The organism is Acinetobacter sp. 1130196, assembly GCF_000588095.1.
GTDB lineage: Bacteria > Pseudomonadota > Gammaproteobacteria > Pseudomonadales > Moraxellaceae > Acinetobacter > Acinetobacter nosocomialis.
On record NZ_JFWX01000005.1, the window covers coordinates 21,108 to 44,269 of the forward strand.

Here is a 23,162-nt window from a genome sequence, read left to right on the forward strand (position 1 = left end):
TGGCAAGGCTTCGTGTTGCCTAAAAAAGCCTAAGCTCCATGACGACGTCACTGGATAAAATGATGAAAAATAAAATTTTGATGGGTTTGGTAGGTGTCAGTATTTTGTTGGTTACTGGTTGTTCTTCTGATTTCGAAAAGGGTATGAAACAAAGCTGTAGGAATACGGGAGGAAGTCGCAGTTTCTGTTCCTGCTTCTACGACAGGATGGAAGAACATTATGGTGAAGAAAAGCTGGAGGCGATTGGCATGATGCAAGTCAGGATGCCAGAGGATTTCGAAGAGGTGTCTTTTAAGTCTGGTCAGCAATGTGCACATAAACTTTAGAGCTCGTATTCACATTAAATCTTAGTTTGTCTTTTGATCTCACCTGCTGCCATAGAGCAGTGGGTTGGATAGGCTTACCTAAAAAAATGAGGAATTTACAATGAAACATCCATTGATTGGCCTTTATTTCACCATTGTGATTGGTTATTGGCTGTATTTGATTTGGCAGTACCCTATTTATTCTGGTTCATATTCTTTGGGTCAGGCACTTGTTTGGCCTGCTGATTTTCTACGTTGGTTGTTTTAGTCGCTAAATTGGGGAAGTTGCCATGACAATCATATCGAGAGAATCACTCCAGAAAAGCCGTTGGATGTTGATGTTAAGAGCGAGTGACAATATTTATTTTGCACCCGCTATTCCTTATAAAAAATTGCAAGGGGCTATGAGTTATCTCCCTCAAGGAATTCATCCAGATGAAATCCTTATGCTAATTGACGATACGGTATTTGGCAGTGCTAAAGCTGGACTTTGTGTGACGGCGACAGGACTCTTTTATAAAGAAAGCTTTGGAGATGAAGCGGTTTATCTCTTTAAAAGTATTCATCATGTCGAGGCAGATATTGGCGTCATTAATCATGGCATCGTACTGAATCGTATAGAAACCCTGACCTTTACCCAACTGGATAAGGGCACAGTACGAACATTGGCTTCATTTCTAAATGAAGTTTGTCAGGGTGAAACAGAAACCGATCGGGCTCCACCACAGATTGATGCAGAACTGAAGGTAATTATTGATCTGTTTGCTTATTTCATCACATTCAATATGGGTAAGTGGAATCCTGAATCTAGTCATGCAATATCTAAACATTTTGTAAAGCTGAATGATGAAGCATCACAGCACTATATTAAAAGGTTACTGACTGAACATCCCAACTTTGAATATGAAGAATTATTACATCGCTTTGCAGAACTGAAAGATGTGCTGGCTTACAAGCTTCGTACGGAGATGATCGAACAACTGGTTTATGCCATGGCACTGGGTCAGGTTGAGCAGAATCAGGCGGATCTCTTCATGACCCATTTATGTCGTGTATCCAATGTTTCTAAAGCCGTATTTCCTGATCTGGTCAAAATTATCTATCAATGTCTGGCTGATGAAATGAATCAGTCTACTACTTCTACTTTCAACGGTGGACAACTTCAAGCGTGCAAACTTCTTGATATTCAGCCTAATTCACTGACTGAGCAGAACTTACAATCTGCTTACCGAAAAAAGATGGCTGAGTTCCATCCCGATAAATACCAGAACTTACCTGAATCTGTTCGTCAGTTGATTGAAAGTCAGGCACAGCAACTGAATGAAGCAAGAGCTTTATTAAAAAGCTATTTGGACAATAACTGAAAATAAAGAATTTTTACTTACATATTACCCCAGTGAAGGCAGCCCTAAAGCGCCGTATATCCTCTATTTCAAGGTAATGATATGAATATGATAAAGAACAGCACTAACTCAACTAAAAAGATACCACCGTTATATTGGTTGTTAACTGTAGTCATGATGGCGGTGTTAATTGCAGGCGGTATTTTATTTAATCAACATCAAAAACGACAAACTGAACTTCAGTTAGCACAACTCGCTTTAGAACAATCTAAGGTACAAAATCAATCTGCCACAACACAAGCAGCATCGGAACCCGTTGAATCAGGTTTCACTGGAATTGAAAGTATGGTGGAAAACCCGGAATCAGAATCTGCTCATTCACAAGCTGAAGATGAGGTTGTTGCGGGGGCAATAGCCGCGGTTGATCAGGCAAAAGCACAAGATACAAGTCTAGGTAATCTCAGTTCAGAAGTTGATGGTGAGTACCATGAAGGGAAAACCTTAAGTTCCAATGCTTCTCGCTATGGATTAAAGCCAATCAAATCTGCTCCAGCTGATTTAAAGTCAACCATCCCGAATATTGATCAAATGTTAGCGTCACATCTCATGAATGTATGGGGCCGCTCAAGTCCAGATCAGGTGAGTAAACGAGTTGAAGGATGGAGCCAGCAAGGTAATACCATGACCTATCGTACTGCATGGGACTCTGACCGTTACCAATGTACTTGGTATGTGGTGAGTTGGGATAAGAACAGCAATCAAGTCCTTCACGAAGGATACCAGCCATGCTTTGGTCACTAATTAAAGCTGGTCTGTAGCATTCGTTTAATTATTACTTTACTTAATCAGAGAAAATACCATGAACCCAATCAAACTTATCGCATGTGGAATTTTAAGTCTTTCACTCAGTTCTATTGCTTTTGCTAAAACTGAGCAGATTACACTTAAAGCCAATGTCTATTACGGCGAAGAATCGGTGGTTTTTCCAACTACTAAAGGCGAAGTCATTTTAAATAGCTACGCTATACCAGCTAAAGTCGTTCCACAAGTTAAACCTTTTAAGAAGGGGCAATGTTTAGAAATCAAATCAAAACATGGTTTCTTTAAAGACACTGGAGATGGTCAATATATTGAAAGTATCCAACCTTGTAGCAAGAAAGGTTTAGCGACTCCAAAAGTAACTCGTTAATTTGACTTAATCTAAAACGACATAAAGCTCAATCAAACCACAAGCATTTGCTTGTGGTTTTTTTTATGCCTTTTATTGAGAGGAGACGACTATGCATCAATGTCCTTACTGCCATTCGAGACATCTGAAATTACTACGGCAGTCAGAACAAAGCCATCAAGGTGTATTTGCAAAACTTTCATCATTCTCCCCCATGTCTCTGGCAGCAGCCTGTATGCAATTGTCAAAACGTAGTCCTATTCACCCACTAGTCGGTGGCTTTGTTGGTTTAGTTGTAGGGGGCATGTTTCTGCTCTACGTCCAGCATCAAGACAATACAGTGTCCTTGCATTATCAGTGTGAGCAGTGTCTGCAACATTTTGAAATCCAGCAATCAAGCTTTTCTTAACTTCATCCCAAACTCTTAATCAAATTATTTAAATCACTTAATAGGAAAAACATCATGGCACATCAAGTTGAAACAATGGCTTTTGTAGGTCAAACCCCTTGGCATGGTTTGGGCAATCAACTCACTAGAAATCAACCTTTAGAAGTATGGGCACAACAAGCAGGGATGGATTGGCGAATTGAATCATCCAATGTCAGCTATATGACAAAAAATGAACGTGGACAAAACATCATCATGCCGTATGAAGATCAGAGAGTCCTTTATCGTTCAGATACTCATGCGCCGCTATCAGTGGTAAGTCAGCGTTATCAGGAGGTGCAACCGATGGAGATATTAAACTTCTATAAAGACCTGACAGAACAATCAGGCTTTGAACTGGAAACAGCAGGGGTATTGAAAGGTGGTCGTAAGTTCTGGGCACTGGCTACGACTGGACAATCAACAGCACTGAAAGGAAAGGATGTGAGTAATGGTTATATCCTTCTGGCAACAGCATGTGATGGGACATTAGCCACCACGGCGCAATTTACAAGTGTACGTGTGGTGTGTAATAACACCTTAGCGATTGCCTTACGTGGGCAGAATAGTAGTGCAGGTGTGGTGAAAGTTCCACACAGTACCAAGTTTGATGCTGAAAAGATTAAACAGCAATTGGGTATTTCGGTTCATGCATGGGACGAGCACATGTATGAAATGAAGCAGCTCAGCCAGCGTAAAGTCACCCAGCAGGAAGCAGCAGCTTACTTCGATGCAGTGTTCAATAATACAAACCTGAATATTGCTGAACAAGATGAAAGTATCATTCAGTTCTACCGTAATGTAGCTACGCCTAAACAAATCAACTCATCCAAAACCGACAATAAAACTGAGCCAAATGGACGTGCGATGTCTAAGGTCATGACCATGTTTAACGGGCATGGTCGTGGTGCCGAGTTAGCTTCAGCTAAAGATACGGCGTATGGACTGCTTTGTAGTATTACCGAGTTTGTTGATCATGAGCGACGTGCGATCTCAAAAGATCACCGATTAGATTCAGCATGGTTTGGGGTAGGAGCCAACCTTAAACAACGCGGGCTGGAACAGGCACTAAGAATGGTTGTATAAGTTATGATTATTTGTTTAAGTTTATTTATACATGAATTACAGAAAATCATGTAATTAATTTATAAAAACATGGGCAGATTATGGGGTAAGTAATTTTACCCCTATATTTTAAAAGATCTGAGACTCTACAGTCTTACACTACACTCTACTTACAATAGTAAAGCTTATGGAGTTAGAAAAAATATCAAGGATTGAACCAATGATGAAATCAAGCAGAATCAGATAATTTTTTTCATTTTACTTTTTTAAATTACTATATACCTATTTAATCAATTCCCACTACAGTTGTAATATATCCAGTCGTTAAAAGGATCATTAGGCCTAATGACATTTCAAATAAAATGGCATAGCCCAACTGTCTGGCAAATTTCGGGTCTTGTAAGCGAGGGGTAAAATACCATTTGTTGAAAGCAGCTAATAATAAAATGCTTAGAACAAATGCGATCTTAATAATAAAACCATGCCCATAAGGAGTATTTAGTAGAGTATTGAAATCTTTAATGAGTAACAGAGCAATACTAGCACCACAAGCGAGTAGTATTCCCACAACAAATGCTGCGATTCTCCCAAATAAGTGCATGCGATCTTTTAATGGAAGACCAGTAATTTTTTTACTTGTTTTCCATAAAGGAAAAAGTGATCCCATCCATAAGGACATTACAAGGACATGTATTGATAATAAGAATTGAGCGAAAAAGGGCAAGTTTGTGACATGGCCTAATTGTGAAAAACTAAAAACCATGGGGATAAGTAGGATGGTAAAAATTGTTCCTTCTACTTTGGAAACTTGGATAGTCCCTTTACTAAGCTTTACGATCATAAATAACAATAAAAGTGCAAAACTAACTGAGCGGATGATATGGATATGCCCAGTGGGAGTATTTATTAAGATATTAATGTAGTTACTGTCCCACATTCCTGAAAGACCTGTATTGGCAAAACTTCCTATAAGAACAAAGAAGCCTAAAGTGCTTGAAATAAAGCCTAATCCTGCACCAATAGTAATGTACTTTAGAAGAGTTTCCCTGATTTCTACATAACGTCCCAGTAGAAAATAGCTAAAGGCACCACCAACAACAAATGCTATTCCTAAATATAAAACGACTTTAATCAGCCACGTTGCATATATCCAAGTTTCAGGATTCATATTTTTCCTCCCTGCGATAGCAATATGCCAGCAAGCTGCTGGCATATAGACTATTGATGCTCTATAGTTATTTCGCTGATTTAATAGTGAAGCTATATTCGCCATTCATGTTATGGCCATCAGTACCCATTGTGGTCCAAACCACTGTGTATTTACCTTTCTTAAGTTTAGGTACTGCTACTTCAAATGATTTTTTTAAATCATGAGTTATCTGATAAGTTAAAGGGATGTCTTTACGTTGAGCATCAAGTAATTTGACATTCATTAACATGACTTCTTCACCAAAATTTAAAGTTATATTTTTTGGCTGACTTGCTACAGATGCATTAATAGCTGGAGTGGCACTTTCAAGTTTGACATGAGCAAATGCGCTTGAAGCAGCTACAACCATAGTCGCACCTACTAGTACATTACGTAGAGCTGACACTTTATTTTGGAAAATTTTCATTTCATCACCTTTTAAAAATTAGTACGTGCTAAGTAATGACCCAGTGAAATTCCTAAATTGATCGAGTTGGTCATCACTCTTTATATGCTTATTATTTAAGAAAGAGAGCAACGTCTTGATGACTCCAAAATTACATTTTTGTCATTTTTAGAATTAAAAACTCACAAGTGTTACACTGACTTTATCAAGAATAATGTTCATTAAATACTCAAATAATCAGAAATGTATTTCTGCACGAAGGTAATTAATTTTTTAAAATCAAATATGAAGGAGGTTTCTATATGGACCATCATCATGAAAAGAAAACTATAAATAACGTACTAAAGGATCCTGTCTGCGGCATGGCTGTAACAGAAGAATCTAAATTTCATGAACAAGTTGGCAATAAGACTTTTTACTTTTGTAGTGAAAAATGTCAGATAAAATTTAAGCATGATCCTACTTTTTACATTGCTAAAGAAGATAGATCTGTTTCCGAAAATGTCTCCCTAAATAAGATGGATACACACTCAGATAGTGTAAATACCTCATCAATTTATACTTGCCCAATGCATCCGGAGATCCGACAAAATCATCCTGGTAACTGTCCGATTTGCGGTATGTCACTAGAACCATTACTTCCCAATCTAGATGAAGCCGATGATAATCCTGAACTTAAAGATTTCAAAAGAAGATTTTGGTACACCTTACCGTTAACCCTCATTATCATATTTTTGGCGATGTTTGGTCATCAGTTGAACTGGTTTGAGATGAAGGTACAAAGCTGGATTGAACTTGTTCTTACTTTACCTATCGTCTTTTGGGCAGGTTGGCCATTTTTTGTTAGATGTTGGCATTCAATTTTAAATCGTAGTCCGAATATGTGGACTTTAATTGGAATTGGGACTGGAGCTGCATTTATTTATAGTGTCGTTGGAACCCTAGCCCCACAAGTTTTCCCAGCGTCTTTCATCTCTATGGGGCGTGTTGCTGTATATTTTGAGGCAACAGCCGCAATTATTTCACTGACCTTATTAGGTCAAGTTCTTGAGTTAAAGGCACGTTCGCAAACTTCGTCAGCAATAAAATCTTTACTTGGGTTGGCACCGAAAACCGCAAGAAAAATTAATGAAGATGGCACAGAGGAAGATATCCCACTTTCCCATGTACATGTTGGAGATTTACTGAGAGTACGACCAGGTGAGAAGGTCCCCGTTGATGGAATAATTACAGAAGGTTCAAGTTCTATTGATGAATCAATGTTAACGGGAGAGCCAGTTCCAGTAACAAAACGTATAGGTGACCAAGTAATCGGTGCGACAATGAATATGAACGGTTCATTAGTGATACGTTCGGAAAAGGTCGGTTCTTCAACAGTACTTTCACAGATAGTTCAAATGGTAGCGCAAGCTCAGCGTTCTAAAGCCCCTATGCAAAGAATGGCAGATCAGGTAGCTGGCTGGTTTGTACTGGTGGTGATCGGTATATCTATCCTTACCTTTTTTGGGTGGGGAATATTTGGACCAGAACCGAGTTGGGTATACGGACTAATCAATGCTGTCGCAGTTTTAATTATTGCTTGTCCGTGTGCTTTAGGATTAGCCACACCAATGTCAATCATGGTGGCAACGGGTCGTGGTGCATCCAATGGCGTACTCTTCCGTGATGCTGCAGCAATAGAAAATTTACGTAAGATTGATACATTAATTATTGATAAAACAGGGACCTTAACAGAAGGTCGCCCCTCATTTGATAAGGTCATTGCTTTATCTGGATATGAAGAAAATGAAGTTCTCAGATTAGCTGCCAGCTTGGATCAAGGTAGTGAACATCCATTAGCGGATGCAATTGTACAGGCTGCCCGTGAAAGAAATCTTGTACTAACAACACCAACATCTTTTGAGTCAGGTTCTGGAATTGGTGTTAAGGGTGAGTTAGATGGACAACAATTATCATTAGGCAATACAGCTTTAATGGAACAACTCGGCATATCAGTTGATACATATATCCCTCAAGCTGAGCAATTAAGAGCAGAAGGCGCAAGTGTTATGCATTTGGCTGTTGATGGGACGCTCGTAGGACTATTGGCTGTTTCAGATCCAATCAAAGTCAGTACACCTGAAGCTGTGCATGCTCTGAAGAATTCTGGATTAAGAATTATAATGGCCACAGGAGATGGTTTAACTACTGCAAAATCAGTTGGAGCTAAATTAGGTATTGATGAAGTTTACGGAGAAGTTAAACCAGCAGATAAACTGGAACTGGTTAATAAATTACAAAAAGAAGGAAGAATGGTTGCAATGGCAGGGGACGGTATCAATGATGCCCCAGCTTTAGCTCAAGCGGATATTGGTATTGCAATGGGGACTGGAACAGATGTGGCTATGAATAGTGCTCAAGTCACTTTAGTCAAAGGTGATTTACGAGGTATAGAGATCGCTCGCTCCCTGTCAGAGGCCACTATTAAAAATATGAAGCAAAACCTGATGTTTGCATTCCTTTATAATGCATTAGGCATCCCTTTAGCCGCGGGTATTTTATATCCATTTACTGGTTGGCTACTTTCTCCTATGATCGCAGCTTTAGCAATGAGCCTAAGTTCAGCATCGGTTATTGGTAATGCTTTAAGGCTACGTAGTTAAGAAAGGATCATTTTCTGACTACTCATAATTTTTTAGATACTGGAAATGAGTAGTCAGTTGTCTTTTATTTACAAAATTAGTTTTTAAAAGTTATTTTAAAAACTATCCGACCGTTGTTATAGTCTGCTTGAATCGTTGCGCCATGTACATCAAGAATTGACTTGGTAATTGCTAGACCTAAACCTGTGCCTTCCTCAACTCTTTGTCTGGATGCATCCGTACGGTAAAAACGGTCAAATAATCGATTCAGCTGTTCAGATGTTATTGGTGAGCTTTCATTTTCGATTGTGAATATAGTGGTATCAATATTTTGTCGGCAATTAATCTTAATTATTGAATCAGGTTTACCATATTTGATCGCATTTGATAGTAAATTACTCAGTGCACGACGTAACATTGAGGGATCGCCTTTTACGTATCCTTGTCCACTTTGTTCTAGGGACATTCCCTTTTCAGCAGCGATAGCATCATAGAAGTCAAATAAAGCAGAAATCTCTTTTACTAGGCTGACCTGTTGTAGGTTTGGTAAGTGTAGGCCATGCTCTGCCTTTGCAAGAAATAACATATCTGAAACCATTCGAGCCAAACGTTCAAACTCTTCCAGATTAGAAAAGAGGACTTCCTGATAAGTATTAATATCCCGACTACGAGATAAACATACTTGAGTTTGAGTCATTAAATTATTAATAGGTGTTCTAATTTCATGGGCCAGATCAGATGAAAAATCTGAGAGTTTTTCTACAGCCGTTTCTAGCCGATCTAACATATCGTTAAAGGCTATGGCTAATGATTTTAGTTCAGTGCGTGTATTATCGACCGCTAATCGTTCAGATAGATGCTGAGCTGAAATGCCTTCTGCAACTTTTGCCATTTTCTGAACTGGACGTAAGCCCCTCCATGCGGCAAACCAACCTAAAAACATTAAACAAATTGTGCCCACAACTCCGATATATAACAATTGTCGTCTAAAGTCGTTTAAAAAATGTTGATGTTCGGAGGTATCGATTCCAACAATAATTTGAGCAGTTGGAACACTCATATTTTTATCAAACGATTTTTTATAAACTAAGCCACGGTATGTTTTATTTTGAATTTCCCACTCTATCCAAGGGATATGTTTAGACTTTACTAATGTTTGAGCCTTTATAACGGCAGGGGCTGAACTAAAAATGATTTGGCCAGTTGGGCGTTCAATCTGGACAATTAGATCATGATGACCAACTAAAGCATCTTTTAAATATATCTTTAGTTCATCGGTGTTTTTCGGATTCTGTTCCAGTAAATTTTCTAAAAGCTGAATTTTCCCTTCTAGCTGAGTGCGGTCCTGAGTTTCAAAATGATGCATAACAAGCTGATGAATGACCAGCCCCATAATCATTAAGATAATAATGGTAGATAATGAAAAAATGATCGCAATACGGAAACTGATCGCATTAAACAGTTTATGAGTCATCTTCTACCTCTAAGACATACCCCATTCCGCGGATGTTTTGGATCAACTTAGGACTGAAATTACTATCTATTTTATTTCTTAGACGTTTAATAGCGACTTCTACAACATTGGTATCACTATCAAAATTCATATCCCATATTTGAGAAGCAATAAGAGCACGAGGTAGAATCTCTCCACGTCTACGCATAAATAATTCCATCAATGCGAACTCTTTAGCTGTAAGGTCAATTCTTTGTCCAGCACGTGTGACGCGACGTTTACGAAGATCAAGTTCAAGATCAGCAATTGTAATAATATTGCTATCTTCCTTTTGTTGACCGCGACGAAGTAAGGTTTTAATTCGGGCAAGAAGTTCTGCAAAAGCAAAAGGCTTAACGAGATAATCATCAGCTCCTAGTTCCAGGCCTTTAACTCTATCTTCAATTTGATCACGAGCTGAGAGAAAAAGGATAGGCATAGTTTTGCCACTTTTGCGAATATCATTAATGATATTCCAGCCATCTAACTTCGGTAACATTACATCTAGTATAATTAGATCGTATTCTTCTGAAAGAGCTTGATGTTTACCTGATAAGCCATCTGTAACCCAGTCTGTAATATATCCTGCTTCAGAAAGACCTTGCTTTAGATAATCACCAGTTTTTTGTTCATCTTCAACTAGTAAGATTCTCATTTATTAAGCCCCGTATCGCATATTAAGACCATAATAACGTTATAAATACAGGATGCGATGTAGATTACAAAAATGTCATTTTCAAGTCACATAGATGTCCGGTTCCAACCTATAAGTTAGTTATATAAAATTTATTTTTGGAGCAATCAATGAAAACTCTATTCCGTCGTGGCTTAACTGCTTTTATGTGTGTTGGGACTTTAATTGCTGGAAGCCAATCTTGGGCTGCTGATGCTCAACAGAAAAATACTTTAAGTACAGAAGTTAAAGTAAATTCAAAAGCGCAAGAGAAATGCAAAAAACCTTGTGATATGAAAGAAGATAAGGAAAATCAACAGAATCATAGTCAGCATGATCACAGCCAAATGTCTGATATGTCCCAAATGGACCATTCTAAGATGATGAATATGGACCATTCTAAGATGATGAATATGGATCATTCTAAAATGGGTGAGATGGACCATTCTCAAATGAATATGCCAAATAAATAATTAATACGCGAAATAAGATATTGAGGGAAAAGTATTTTATCCACCTGCTTAGCCCTCAATTAACTATAGATAGGTGAAAATAAATGTCTAGAAAATTAAGTCATGTCCTTTTAATAGGAGTCGGATTGTTTTCGTCGACTTGGGTTATGGCAGCGGTTAAAGAATATGATTTAACAATTGCTGAACAGACGGTGAATATTACAGGAAAGCCTCTAAAACGAATTACTGTAAATGGTAAGTTTGTTGCGCCTCTTCTTGAGTTTGAGGAAGGCGATGATGCCGTTATTCGTGTACACAACAAGTTGAAAAACCAAGATTCTTCAATTCATTGGCATGGTTTAATTTTACCTGGCATCATGGATGGAGTACCTGGGTTCAACCAGTTTGATGGTATTGCACCAAATAAAACCTATGAATATAAATTCAAGGTTCGTCAGAATGGAACCTATTGGTATCACTCGCATAGTAAAGGTCAAGAGCAAGATGGTCTGTATGGCCCTTTAGTCATTTATCCCAAAAATAAAGTACCTTTAACGGCCGGAGAAAAAGCTGATAGAGATTACGTAGTCTTACTCTCTGATTTTCACAACTCTACTAGTGGTCAGATTATGAGTAATCTCAAGAAAGAAGCTGATTACTACCAGAATCGAAGAGAAACAGTTTTTGATGTTTTTAGGCAGATTAAAAGAGACGGTTTAAAGGCAACATGGAAAGATCGTTCCATGTGGAATCAGATGCGAATGCTTAAGACAGATATGTCTGATGTAACAAACTATACGTTTTTAATGAATGGTAAGACTCCAGAACAAAATTGGACTGGAAATTTTAAAGCTGGAGAAAAAGTACGTCTTCGGTTTATTAATGCCTCGGCAATGTCTTTGTTCGATGTAAGAATTCCTAATCTGAAAATGACAGTAGTCAGCGCAGATGGACAACCAGTAAAACCCGTGCCAGTGTATGAATTCCGGATAGGAACAGCTGAGACTTATGATGTTATTGTAGAACCGAAACAAGCAAATTATCAGATTGAAGCTGAATCTATTGATCGAAGTGGTTTTTCTATTGGTACATTACATGATGAAAATACTTCACTTGTAAAAAGTACTACGATGCCGACACCTCGTCCCCGTGCTTTACTGACGATGGAAGATATGGGAATGGACCATGATATGTCTTCAATGAAAGGTATGGATCATGATATGTCTTCAATGAAAGGAATGGATCATGATATGTCTTCAATGAAAGGTATGGATCATGATATGTCTTCAATGAAAGGTATGGATCATGATATGTCTTCAATGAAAGGAATGGACCATGATATGTCTTCAATGAAAGGTATGGATCATGATATGTCTTCAATGAAAGGTATGGATCATGATATGTCTTCAATGAAAGGTATGGATCATGATATGCCTTCAAAAACAGTAAGCTCTTCTGGATCTGATCAAGTGGTTTACGGATGGGCGAATGCATCAACACCAGCTGGTCTAAAAGCACTTCAATATAGTGATTTACAATCTTTAACCCCCCAAAAAGATACCCGTGCTCCAGAACGTGAAATTGAAATCCGCTTAGGTGGAAATATGGAGCGCTATATTTGGACAATTAATGGTAAGAAGTTTAATGAAACTGAACCATTTAAAGTGAAATATGGTGAGCGTATACGCTTGAAATTTGTTAACGATAGTATGATGGCTCATCCAATGCATTTACATGGCATGTTTATGCAACTGGAAAATGGCCAAGATCCTAGCAATATGCCGAATAAACATACAGTAATTGTTCCACCAGGTAAAACAGTTACAACTTTATTAACGGCTGATGAGTTAGGTGAATGGGCTATCCATTGCCATTTGCTCTATCACATGTCTGCTGGAATGATGAATAAACTTATTGTGGCAAATGTCGATAGTAATAGTACTGATTCGAAAGATGTTGTTGCTCAACCTAATACTAATGATAAGGGGGTAAATCAACATGCGCACCACTAAAAAAATATATTCTAAGACATTTTTATCTATAGCTTTAATTGGATTATCAGGTGTAGCTTTTGCAAATGATACTGCTGTTCAAAGCATGGATAGTAGTACTAAATCCTCTCAGTCCGAGAGTATGAAAATGCTGTTAAAAGAGCCTGGTGGATTAGGTTATGTTGATCGTAATACTTACCAAAATTCAACTTCTGGTAATGATGGAGATAATGGTATAGGCCTGGAAGCCAAAACTTCTAATAACCGAAATCATGATAAACATCTGAAAGAACATGGTGGACAAGTTTTCCAAATGACTAAGTTTGAGAATGAGTGGACTGTGGATGAAGATGGCAAAGGTGCTTTAGGATCGAAAATTGAAACATTGATAGGTACAGATGAAAATCGCCTATTTATTGAAGCAAATTTGGATAAAGCAGAAAGTCATGATCCAAAATATGATGTATCTGCGCTTTATAGCCGTAATGTAGCACCCTTTTGGGATGTACAGGCTGGGGTGAGATACAGTGAAGATAAAAATAACAGCAACAGCGATCGGGTTGATGGTGTTGTTGGCGTGTTGGGATTAGCTCCATATTTCTTTGAAACCCAAGCTTATTTGTACGGTGGTGAGAATAATTTTTGGGGGGCAAGCTTAGAAGTCGAGCGTGATTTCCTGTTAACCCAGAAATTGATCACACAACCTTATCTTGAAGTAGATGCTGTATTTAGCGATGATTCTAACTATGCTGCAAAATCAGGTTTGTCTGAACTAAAAACCGGTATTAAAACCCGATATGAAGTCACTAAAAGAGTCAGACCTTTTGTGGATGTTGCTTACCAATATGAAAAAGGACAAAAAGCAACTAACGTGCAAGAAGCAACTGAGTCCGAAAAAGGATGGAAATATGGTGCAGGCATCGAATTGGTATTTTAAAATACTATAACTTGAAATCATGAATAGTAGTTTCGGCTACTATTCATGAAATTGTTGCTATTACGATTCAATTCTGTAAAACTAAAAAAGCTTAAAATTTGGTCTATGTCTATGCAGTGGTTAAAAACATGCCTATCGCTGTTTTTATCGTTTGCTATCCTGTTAGTAGGATCGGCTGCTGTTGCCTCGTCTGTACATAAACGATGTTTAATGCCATCTGAACAGATGCAATCCATGCAAATGGAAGAGTCGAAAAATCAGAATATGATGCATACTGATTGTATGAAAGGAGAAGCAAAGTCCAAAAAAACTCTGCATGATCCATCCTGTCTGTCTGAACAAGATTGCATTATGTCTTTTACCAAGCTTGTATATGCTAATGACGTTCAGGGTATTTTGCACTCAATGGTTTCCTTTCCTATAGAGCGCTCAGCTTTTTACTCTTTAGATCAAAATCTTCCTTCTCCATACCCTTCGGGTTTATGGAAGCCTCCACGCTCTAACTAATTTGATAGTCCTCTATCATTCATAGAATTTTCTATGAATGTTCTGCGCGTGCGCGTAAACATTTTAGAGCAAAAAATATGAATATTTATAAAGAAAAGCAATCTCATCGTAAGAGATGGCCAATAGCTACTATCTGTTTCTGTCTGGTCTATGGTCAGGCTTATGCTGAGCCATTAACTTTGAATACAGCTATGAAGCTTGCTGAGCAATATGCACCTACCCTAAGAGCAAATAGTGCAAGGATTGAAGGGGCTGAAAATATGGTTTCAGCTTCAGGTATTTTACCCAACCCTAAATTATTTGTAGGTTTAGATAATTACCCTGTATCCGGCGATGCCGCATGGTCAGTCACACGCGAAGGTATGACTATGCAAAAAATTGGCGTGATGCAAGATTTTCCAAATCGTGCCAAAAGACAAGCTGAGGTCGATTTAGCAAAAGCTGAACTAGGTTCGGCCAATGCTCAAACTGAGATTCTGCGTATTGAGGTACGTCAGAAAGTCGCATCTGCTTGGCTTAAGCGCTTTTATCTTGAACGTAAATTAGCACTATATGATGAACTGTTTTCAGAGAATCGATTACTTTCTCAAATTACTCAAACACAGGTCATCTCTGGTCGTACAATCATTGCCGATGCACTTGATCCAAGACAAGAAGCCACGGTATTGCTTGACCAGAAGGATGATTTACTTCGTGATTTAAATAAAGCCAAGTTAGAGTTGCATCGGTTAGTCAGTGCAGAACCTACTGAAAATCTCTCTCAAATTGAAACCTTACCTGACCAAGCACCATCTATCTACCTTGATACATCAAAGCTATATCATCATTTGCATCAACATCCTGAATTAAAAGCATTTCAGGCAGAAAAGCAAACTGCTGAAGCAAAACTGAAGCAAGCTCAGGCTTTACAGAAACCAGATTGGGGTATTGAACTTGCTTATCAGCATCGAGCACCCGAATTTGGCGATATGATCGGGGTGCAACTAACAACAGAGCTTCCTGTCTTTTCAAAAAGACGTAGTAGTCCACTCATTCAGGCAGCTTTAGCCGAACAAAACAGGATTACCGCCGATCAAGAAGTCCAATACCGTGACCATCTCACTATGCTAGATGATGGGTTATCCGATCTTGATGCACTTGATCAGCAAATTAGACGTGCGATGCAAACAAGTATTCCACTCGCTAAACAAAAAGTGGGTTTACAGTTGGCAAGCTATCAAGCAGGTAAAAGTAATTTGTCTAATGTTATTGCTGCTCGACAAGCTCTTTTAGAACAGCGTTTGCGTCTCATTGATCTCCAACAGCAACAGGCTGTGACTAAAGCCCAACTTTATTATGCCTTTGAAGAACCGACCTTAAACCATGTTGAGGGGCAGCCATAATGTTAAGAAATAAATTAGCAGTTACTGTCATGGGCGTTGCGGTAATTAGTCTGGCTGCGGGTGGTGGTGCTGGATACTGGATTGCACATCAGAAATACAATCCTCAATCAGGTCCGCAACAGGCTGCCAAAGTGTTGTATTGGTACGACCCAATGAAGCCTGAACAGCATTTTGATAAACCGGGGAAATCGCCATTTATGGACATGCAACTGGTTCCTAAATATGCAGATGAAAATACTACGATGACTGAAGACAGTTATCCTGCGGTTAAGATTGATCCATCCCTCCAACAAAATTTAGCAATTCGTTATGCTTCAGTCGAACAAGCTGTGATGGGAAATACTTTGTTAACCAATGGTATATTGCAGACCAATGAACGACAGGTAGCTATTTTACAAACAAGAGCAAGTGGTTTCGTCCAACGAGTGTACGGACATGCTGTTGGGGATATGGTGATGCAAGGCAGTCCCATAGCTGATATTTCAATACCTGAATGGACAGGAGAACAAACTGAATTTCTAGCTGTACTCCGAACAAGAGATCGTTCTCTTATTCAGGCAAGCCGACAACGTTTACAGCTTTTAGGAATCCCACAAAATGTGATTAATCAAGTCGAGCGGACACATCGAGTGCAATCCAATATGACTTTAAGTGCACCTGTAAGTGGATTTATTGATTCGTTAGAAGTCCGCAATGGAATGGCTTTAGCTATGGGGCAAACGCTTGTCACCATCAAGGGGATAAGCCCAATCTGGTTAGAAGCATCTGTTCCAGAAGCACAAATTGCCGGGATAAAACGGGGAATGAAAGTTGAAGCTACTTTTGTTGCATATCCTCAAATAGTGTCCGGTAAAGTCATTGATATTTTACCAACTTTGGATAGCACGAGTAGAACCATAAAAGTTCGTATTGAGTTGCCCAATAGAGAGGGATTGCTCAAGCCGGGAATGTTTGCTTCCGTTAAATTCTCCAACAACCCACAAAGCAATTTAGTTATACCAGAGCAAGCTGTTATACGTACAGGTACTCGGAACGTTGTCATTGTGGGACATGAGCAAGGGCGTTTTGAACCTGTTGTAGTACAGTTAGGTCAAAGTGATGGCAATAAAATTGCAATTCTAAAAGGGTTGAAAGCTGGTCAGAAGGTGGTAATTTCAGGGCAATTCCTGATTGATTCTGAAGCAAATTTACAAGGTGTATTGGATAAGCTGAACACTGGACAATCGAAGACTTCATCTCAAGTGGTTAAGACATCAATATATCAAGGCATTGGTAAAGTTGAAAAAGTCACAGCTCAAGACATTACCATTTCACATCAGGCGATTCCTGAGTTGGGTTGGGGGGCTATGACTATGAGCTTTAAACAACCAGTGCAACCATTTACCCAAATTCAGCAAGGCGATCAGGTCCGTTTTAGTTTTACACATGCTAGAGATACTTACGTTATTTCTGACATTTCCAAGATGTCTATGACATCTATGAAGAACTAAACGGGAGGACGATTATGATTGCCCGTATTATTCGTTTTTCAATTGCAAATCGTGTATTTGTCCTGTTGGCCGCTTTAATTCTGGCTGCTTGGGGAACTTGGGCCGTAAAGAATACTCCGGTCGATGCATTACCAGATTTGTCTGATGTACAAGTAATTATTCGAACTAATTTTTCTGGTCAGGCACCACAAATTGTTGAAAATCAGGTGACCTACCCTTTAACAACAACCATGTTATCGGTGCCCGGTGTTAAAACTGTTCGCGGTTATTCTTTTTTTGGTGACTCATTTGTTTATGTCATCTTTGATGAACATACTGACCTTTACTGGGCCCGTTCTCGTGTATTGGAGTATCTAAATCAAATTCAAGGGAAAATGCCTGCAAATGCGAAATCTTCATTGGGACCAGATGCCACTGGCGTTGGTTGGGTTTATGAATATGCATTAGTAGACCCAACAGGACAGCATGATCTTTCGGAGCTGAGAAGCATACAAGACTGGTTTTTAAAGTATGAACTGAAGACATTACCTAACGTGGCTGAAGTTGCCACAATTGGGGGAATGGTTAAGCAATATCAGGCTGTCTTAGACCCAAGCAAGATGGCTACTTTAGGTGTCACACAAAACAATGTCATTGAGGCGATTCAAAAAGCTAATCAGGAAACTGGTGGTTCAGTTCTGGAAATGGCTGAAACGGAATATATGGTGCGGGCTTCTGGTTATTTAAAAACTTTAGATGATTTTCGCCAAATTCCTTTACGAACAAATAGTTTCGGTGTTCCTGTTTCTTTAGGTGATGTTGCAACTATTCAACTTGGTCCAGAAATGCGTCGTGGCATCAGTGAATTGAATGGGCAAGGTGAAACGGTTGGGGGTGTCGTGATTTTACGAGCAGGTAAAAATGCACGTGAAACGATTACTGCTGTGAAAGCGAAGCTAGCTGAATTACAACAAAGTCTACCGAAAGGTGTACAAGTTGTTCCTGTATATGATCGCAGTCAATTGATTGATAGAGCAGTAGAAAATCTCAGCCATAAATTAATTGAAGAGTTTATTGTGGTGGCTTTAGTCTGTGGACTATTCCTCTGGCATTTACGTTCAGCAATGGTGGCTATTGTTTCTTTGCCGCTTGGGATTTTATCTGCTTTCTTGGTGATGCATTATCAAGGGCTAAATGCCAATATCATGTCGTTGGGTGGTATTGCTATCGCGATTGGCGCTATGGTCGATGCCGCAATTGTAATGGTTGAAAATGCACATAAGCATATCGAAACTTGGCAACACGAACATCCTGAGCAAGTCTTGGAAGCACAAGTCCGTTGGAACATCATTACACGTTCTGCCAGTGAGGTCGGGCCAACTTTATTTTTCTGTCTACTCATCATTACCTTATCCTTCATTCCTATTTTTACTTTACAGGCACAAGAAGGTCGCTTGTTCTCACCACTGGCATTTACTAAAACCTATGCAATGGCAGCAGCAGCAGGTTTATCCATTACCTTGATTCCCGTTTTAATGGGTTATTGGATTCGAGGGAAATTACCTTCTGAACAGCGTAATCCACTGAACCGTTTTCTGATCAAAATATACAGCCCTATGTTGGATAAGGTTTTAGCTCATCCAAAGACAATTTTACTTGGTGCATTGCTAATTTTCCTTATTAGTCTTTTCCCTTTAACACGGTTAGGTGGGGAGTTTCTACCCAATATGGATGAAGGTGATTTACTGTATATGCCTTCAGCTTTACCGGGATTGTCCGCAGCAAAAGCTTCTGAGCTACTCCAACAGACTGATCGAATGATTAAAACCGTTCCTGAAGTTGCAACAGTATTCGGTAAAGCTGGTCGCGCAGAGTCAGCCACAGATTCTGCACCATTAGAAATGTTTGAAACCACGATTCAGTTCAAACCACGGTCTGAATGGCGTTCAGGTATGACACCTGACAAATTGATAAAAGAACTAGATAAGGCAGTCCAAGTACCGGGTTTAACAAACATTTGGGTGCCACCTATCCGTAACCGGATTGATATGTTGGCAACTGGGGTGAAAAGTCCAATCGGGATTAAGGTTTCAGCAAATGATCTGCAAGATATTGATCGGGTAGCACAGCAAATTGAACAAGTGGCTAAACAGGTGCCCGGTGTTAGTTCAGCTTTAGCTGAACGGCTCACAGGTGGTCGATATGTTGATGTTGATATTAACCGTATGCAGGCTGCGCGATATGGTCTCAATATTAAAGATGTACAGCAAATCGTCTCATCAGCGATTGGCGGGGAAAATATTGGTGAAACTGTTGAAGGCTTGGCACGGGATCCCATTAATGTACGTTACCCACGAGAGATTCGAGATTCACTGGAAGCCTTAAGAAATTTACCGATTCTAACTGAATCTGGTCAACAAATAGTCTTGAGTAGTGTTGCTAATATTCAAATTACAGATGGGCCGCCAATGCTTAAAAGTGAGAATGCCCGTCCAAGTGGTTGGATCTATGTCGATGTACAAGGACGTGACTTAGCTTCGGTTGTACAAGATTTGAAGCAGGCCATAGACCAAAAAGTAAAACGTTCTTCTGCCATGAGCATTAGCTATTCAGGACAGTTTGAGTTCATGGAGCGTGCGAATGCTCGCTTAAAAGTTGTTATTCCAATTACTTTGATGATCATTTTTCTATTGCTCTATTTGATTTTTAGGCAAGTACAAGATGCTGTTCTGATTATGGCAACACTACCTTTTGCCTTGATTGGTGGTATTTGGGCTATGTACTTGAGTGATTATCACTTTTCGGTTGCGATTGCTGTTGGTTTTATTGCACTTGCTGGTGTTGCCGCAGAGTTTGGTGTAGTCATGTTGTTCTATTTAAAGCAAGCAATTGAGCATGCACAGCAAAGCCTATCTTCTTCAACGGCATCCTTAACAGAGCAACAACTCAATAAGGCAATTCATACAGGAGCCGTGCTACGTGTTCGCCCTAAAGCAATGACAGTCGCTGTCATTTTGGCGGGGTTAATCCCTATTCTGTTGGGGACTGGAACAGGTTCTGAATTAATGAGTCGTATTGCTTTACCTATGGTTGGGGGGATGATTTCAGCCCCTCTCTTATCTATGTTTGTTATCCCTGCGGCATATCAGCTTTTAATCAAAAGAAAACTATCAAAGAATTGATAGTTTTATTATTTCGTCAAAAGAGGTTTTATTATGTTGAAATTTATGAAAATTGTGGCTCTTGTTGCAACTGTTGCTGCGTTAAGTGCATGTAGCAAAAATGAGGCATCAGAGCAAAAGAAAGCGGAAGCACCGATGGAGCAGATGAGTAAAGAGTCATCTACAGTTGCAACAGCTCAAGCTGTTGGTGTGATTACTGCTATTGATACGAAAGAAAATATTCTAACACTCGACCATGAAGCAATTCCTGCAATTAAATGGCCTGCAATGACCATGGGCTTTAAAGTTGCAGATCCAGCATTATTGAATGGTTTAACTGTAGGGGAAAAGGTTGACTTCGAATTAAAAATAGAGGGTGAGAGTCAGATTATTGTTGCTGTGAAAAAAAGCTCATAATCAGTTTGATACTTAAAAGAAAAATGGATGCGAAGGCATCCATTTTTCTTTATGAAATATTCTTATTTTGATTAAAGTCTACTAATAAGCTGATATGTAATGAAGGCAAAGAAATACGCAAGCCCAAATAAGTAAGTCGCCATAATAACAGGCTGTTTCCAGCTACCAGTTTCACGACGAATGGTCGCTAATGTTGCAAGACAATGTGGTGCGAAAATGTACCAAACTAATAATGACATCCCTGTAGCTAGCCCCCAACCATCAGGACCAGAGATTTGACTCAACAATGTTTGAGTTACAGTATCTTCATCTCCAGACATAGCATAAATTACACCTAAAGCAGCAATGACAACTTCCCTTGCAGCCATAGCAGGAATTAATGCGATACAGATTTCCCAAGTAAAGCCAATAGGTGCAAATATAGGCTGAATAATGTGTCCAAGTTGTCCAGCTAAACTATAGTTGATAGCAGGCATCGTGGCATGCTCAGGTGGTTGAGGGAACGTAACCAACACCCAAAGCAATATAGATAATGCTACGATAATACCACCAACTCTTTTTAGAAAGATCGTAGCTCGATCATAAAGTCCTAATGCAACGTTTCGAATATCTGGCAATCGATAAGTAGGCAACTCAAAGATAAAAATACTTTCTGTTTTATCTTTTCTAACTAGTTTCAAAAATAAAGAAACACATAATGCTGAAACAATTCCAGCCATATATAGTCCAAAAAGAACTAAACCTTGTAGGCTCAACCAACCATAAACTAATTTGTTTGGAATGAATGCCGCAATTAGCAAAGCATAAACAGGTAATCTTGCAGAACAAGTCATTAATGGCGCAATCATAATGGTTGCTAGACGATCTCTTTCCGAACTAATGCTTCGTGTTGCCATGACACCAGGAATAGCACAGGCAAAACTAGACAATAGTGGAATAAAGGAACGTCCACTTAAACCAGCTTTGGACATTAATTTATCCAAAAGGAATGCTGCTCGTGGCAAATAACCTGATTCTTCTAAAATTAAAATAAAGAAGAATAAGATAAGGATCTGCGGCATATAAGCCAAAACACTACCCGATCCAGCGATTACCCCATCAACAATAAGACTTCTAAGTAATGGATGAGTAATAAGCGGGCCAATTGTATTACCTAACCAAGCAATTGCATTTTCAATTAATGAGATAAAAGGTTGTGCCCAGATAAAAACGGCTTGGAACATGACAAACATGGTAAGCGTTAGGATGACTAAACCAAGTACAGGATGTAAGAAAATTTTATCCAAGAAAGCTGTTCTTGCATCACCGTTATCATTTTTTAAAATTACCTGTTTAGTAATATTTTTAATCTGATCAAAATGATTCAGATCAGAATGATAAGGAGTGACAAATAGATTTTTTTGATCTAATTGATTTAGTAGTTCTTGCACGCCTTTAGTTTTAACGGCAACAGCCTCAATAACAGGGATACCCAACAATTCTGATAGCTTATTAATATCTATCGAAATACCACGCTTTTTGACCTCATCCATCATATTTAAAACAAGAAGCATTGGTCGATTCAATGCCCTTATTTCAAGCACAAGACTTAAATGTAAATGTAAATTAGTGGCATCAACCACACATACATATATATCAGGTAGAACCTCACCCTCAAGCTCACCTAAGCATACAGCCCTTGTTACCTCTTCATCTAGACTCGTAGGCTTTAAGCTGTATGTGCCGGGCAAATCTAAAACTCGAACTGATTCACCAGAAGGTAGTTTAAAAAAACCTTCTTTCCGCTCAACAGTAACACCAGCATAATTAGCTACTTTTTGACGAGTACCTGTTAAAGTATTAAAGAGAGATGTTTTCCCACAATTTGGGTTACCAATAAGTGCAATATTTTTACTGTTCATTTGAAACAATCTCTACAAAAATTCGTTCAGCTTCATTCTTTCTTAACGCAAATCGAGAAGTTTCAATTTGAACCAATACTGGATCACCACCGAAAAGTCCCTTAGCTAGAACTTGTAAAGTTTCACCAATTCTGAAACCTAACAATTCAAGTCGTTCGAGAACTGGATCATTTTTATCTAAATATTGGTTACCTTTTTTTAGGTCAACAATTTTGACAAATTCGTTTGGTTTAACTTGGAATAAATTCATTTTTAA

General features: G+C 38.9%; 22 protein-coding genes. 16 read left to right on the forward strand and 6 right to left on the reverse strand.

Annotated features, from left to right (window positions below; all coding sequences use genetic code 11):
* Positions 1–62 precede the first annotated feature (62 nt).
* The 7 genes from J671_RS0104275 to J671_RS08665 all read left to right on the forward strand — a co-directional run bounded on the left by J671_RS0104275 (position 63) and on the right by J671_RS08665 (position 4,329).
* Positions 63–326, forward strand: a complete 264-nt coding sequence (locus tag J671_RS0104275) for a hypothetical protein (protein ID WP_000790976.1) — start codon at positions 63–65, stop codon at positions 324–326.
* Between the two features lie 100 nt (positions 327–426).
* Positions 427–573, forward strand: a complete 147-nt coding sequence (locus J671_RS25940; RefSeq protein WP_165757076.1) for a hypothetical protein — start codon at positions 427–429, stop codon at positions 571–573.
* A gap of 70 nt (positions 574–643) precedes the next feature.
* The gene (locus J671_RS08650) at positions 644–1,669 is read left to right on the forward strand and encodes a J domain-containing protein (protein WP_000942646.1); all 1,026 of its coding nucleotides are present in this window, start codon (positions 644–646) and stop codon (positions 1,667–1,669) included.
* Positions 1,670–1,750: 81 nt separating this feature from the next.
* The gene (locus tag J671_RS08655) at positions 1,751–2,449 is read left to right on the forward strand and encodes a hypothetical protein (protein WP_001985473.1); all 699 of its coding nucleotides are present in this window, start codon (positions 1,751–1,753) and stop codon (positions 2,447–2,449) included.
* A gap of 58 nt (positions 2,450–2,507) precedes the next feature.
* On the forward strand, positions 2,508–2,837 hold the full coding sequence (locus J671_RS08660; RefSeq protein ID WP_001068164.1) for a hypothetical protein: 330 nt from the start codon (positions 2,508–2,510) through the stop codon (positions 2,835–2,837).
* 91 nt (positions 2,838–2,928) lie between these two features.
* Complete coding sequence (locus tag J671_RS0104280) at positions 2,929–3,225, forward strand: hypothetical protein (protein WP_000553831.1); 297 nt, start codon at positions 2,929–2,931, stop codon at positions 3,223–3,225.
* Positions 3,226–3,279: 54 nt separating this feature from the next.
* Positions 3,280–4,329 carry a DUF932 domain-containing protein gene (locus J671_RS08665; RefSeq protein WP_000951143.1) on the forward strand — a complete coding sequence of 350 codons (1,050 nt, stop codon included), beginning with the start codon at positions 3,280–3,282 and terminating at the stop codon, positions 4,327–4,329.
* Between the two features lie 265 nt (positions 4,330–4,594).
* Here the strand turns inward: J671_RS08665 and J671_RS08670 are convergent, their stop codons facing one another.
* Together J671_RS08670 and J671_RS08675 are read right to left on the reverse strand one after the other, a co-directional pair.
* Complete coding sequence (locus tag J671_RS08670; protein ID WP_002035490.1) at positions 4,595–5,476, reverse strand: copper resistance D family protein; 882 nt, start codon at positions 5,474–5,476, stop codon at positions 4,595–4,597.
* 67 nt (positions 5,477–5,543) lie between these two features.
* Positions 5,544–5,924, reverse strand: coding sequence for a copper resistance CopC family protein (locus J671_RS08675; protein ID WP_000689221.1), 381 nt, complete (start codon positions 5,922–5,924; stop codon positions 5,544–5,546).
* A gap of 281 nt (positions 5,925–6,205) precedes the next feature.
* Between J671_RS08675 and J671_RS08680 the strand changes: the two genes are divergently transcribed.
* Complete coding sequence (locus J671_RS08680) at positions 6,206–8,545, forward strand: heavy metal translocating P-type ATPase (RefSeq protein ID WP_000349577.1); 2,340 nt, start codon at positions 6,206–6,208, stop codon at positions 8,543–8,545.
* A gap of 76 nt (positions 8,546–8,621) precedes the next feature.
* Here J671_RS08680 and J671_RS08685 read toward each other — a convergent pair whose 3' ends face one another.
* Positions 8,622–9,998, reverse strand: a complete 1,377-nt coding sequence (locus J671_RS08685; protein WP_000149039.1) for a heavy metal sensor histidine kinase — start codon at positions 9,996–9,998, stop codon at positions 8,622–8,624.
* A complete protein-coding gene (locus J671_RS08690) occupies positions 9,988–10,671 on the reverse strand; it encodes a heavy metal response regulator transcription factor (RefSeq protein ID WP_001221580.1) in 684 nt (227 codons plus the stop codon). The genes J671_RS08685 and J671_RS08690 overlap by 11 nt, the downstream gene beginning before the upstream one ends.
* 149 nt (positions 10,672–10,820) lie before the next feature.
* Here J671_RS08690 and J671_RS08695 point away from each other — a divergent pair, with 149 nt between their 5' ends.
* From J671_RS08695 to J671_RS08725, 8 genes are all read left to right on the forward strand, one after another.
* Positions 10,821–11,162 (forward strand): hypothetical protein, encoded by a 342-nt coding sequence (locus J671_RS08695; protein ID WP_000853608.1) that lies wholly within the window; start codon positions 10,821–10,823, stop codon positions 11,160–11,162.
* Between the two features lie 83 nt (positions 11,163–11,245).
* On the forward strand, positions 11,246–13,153 hold the full coding sequence (locus tag J671_RS08700; RefSeq protein ID WP_081404854.1) for a copper resistance system multicopper oxidase: 1,908 nt from the start codon (positions 11,246–11,248) through the stop codon (positions 13,151–13,153).
* A complete protein-coding gene (locus tag J671_RS08705; protein WP_031982021.1) occupies positions 13,140–14,069 on the forward strand; it encodes a copper resistance protein B in 930 nt (309 codons plus the stop codon). Before J671_RS08700 ends, J671_RS08705 begins: the two co-directional genes overlap by 14 nt.
* Before the next feature lie 45 nt (positions 14,070–14,114).
* Positions 14,115–14,576, forward strand: a complete 462-nt coding sequence (locus J671_RS0104285; RefSeq protein ID WP_000771473.1) for a hypothetical protein — start codon at positions 14,115–14,117, stop codon at positions 14,574–14,576.
* A 77-nt stretch (positions 14,577–14,653) separates the two neighbouring features.
* Entirely contained in the window at positions 14,654–15,958 is a 1,305-nt protein-coding gene (locus J671_RS08710; protein ID WP_001028920.1) for a TolC family protein, read from the forward strand.
* Positions 15,958–17,448 carry an efflux RND transporter periplasmic adaptor subunit gene (locus J671_RS08715; protein ID WP_004794612.1) on the forward strand — a complete coding sequence of 497 codons (1,491 nt, stop codon included), beginning with the start codon at positions 15,958–15,960 and terminating at the stop codon, positions 17,446–17,448. The genes J671_RS08710 and J671_RS08715 overlap by 1 nt, the downstream gene beginning before the upstream one ends.
* A 14-nt stretch (positions 17,449–17,462) precedes the next feature.
* Positions 17,463–20,609 carry an efflux RND transporter permease subunit gene (locus J671_RS08720; RefSeq protein WP_031982022.1) on the forward strand — a complete coding sequence of 1,049 codons (3,147 nt, stop codon included), beginning with the start codon at positions 17,463–17,465 and terminating at the stop codon, positions 20,607–20,609.
* 33 nt (positions 20,610–20,642) lie between these two features.
* Positions 20,643–21,005, forward strand: coding sequence for a copper-binding protein (locus J671_RS08725; protein ID WP_000911302.1), 363 nt, complete (start codon positions 20,643–20,645; stop codon positions 21,003–21,005).
* 71 nt (positions 21,006–21,076) lie between these two features.
* On the opposite strand, the gene feoB is transcribed toward J671_RS08725, so the two are convergent.
* Both feoB and J671_RS08735 read right to left on the reverse strand, forming a co-directional pair.
* Positions 21,077–22,906, reverse strand: a complete 1,830-nt coding sequence (feoB, locus tag J671_RS08730; protein ID WP_001086233.1) for a ferrous iron transporter B — start codon at positions 22,904–22,906, stop codon at positions 21,077–21,079.
* Positions 22,896–23,156: a FeoA family protein gene (locus J671_RS08735; RefSeq protein ID WP_001048218.1), complete on the reverse strand. Its 261-nt coding sequence runs from the start codon at positions 23,154–23,156 to the stop codon at positions 22,896–22,898. Before J671_RS08735 ends, feoB begins: the two co-directional genes overlap by 11 nt.
* Positions 23,157–23,162 lie beyond the last annotated feature (6 nt).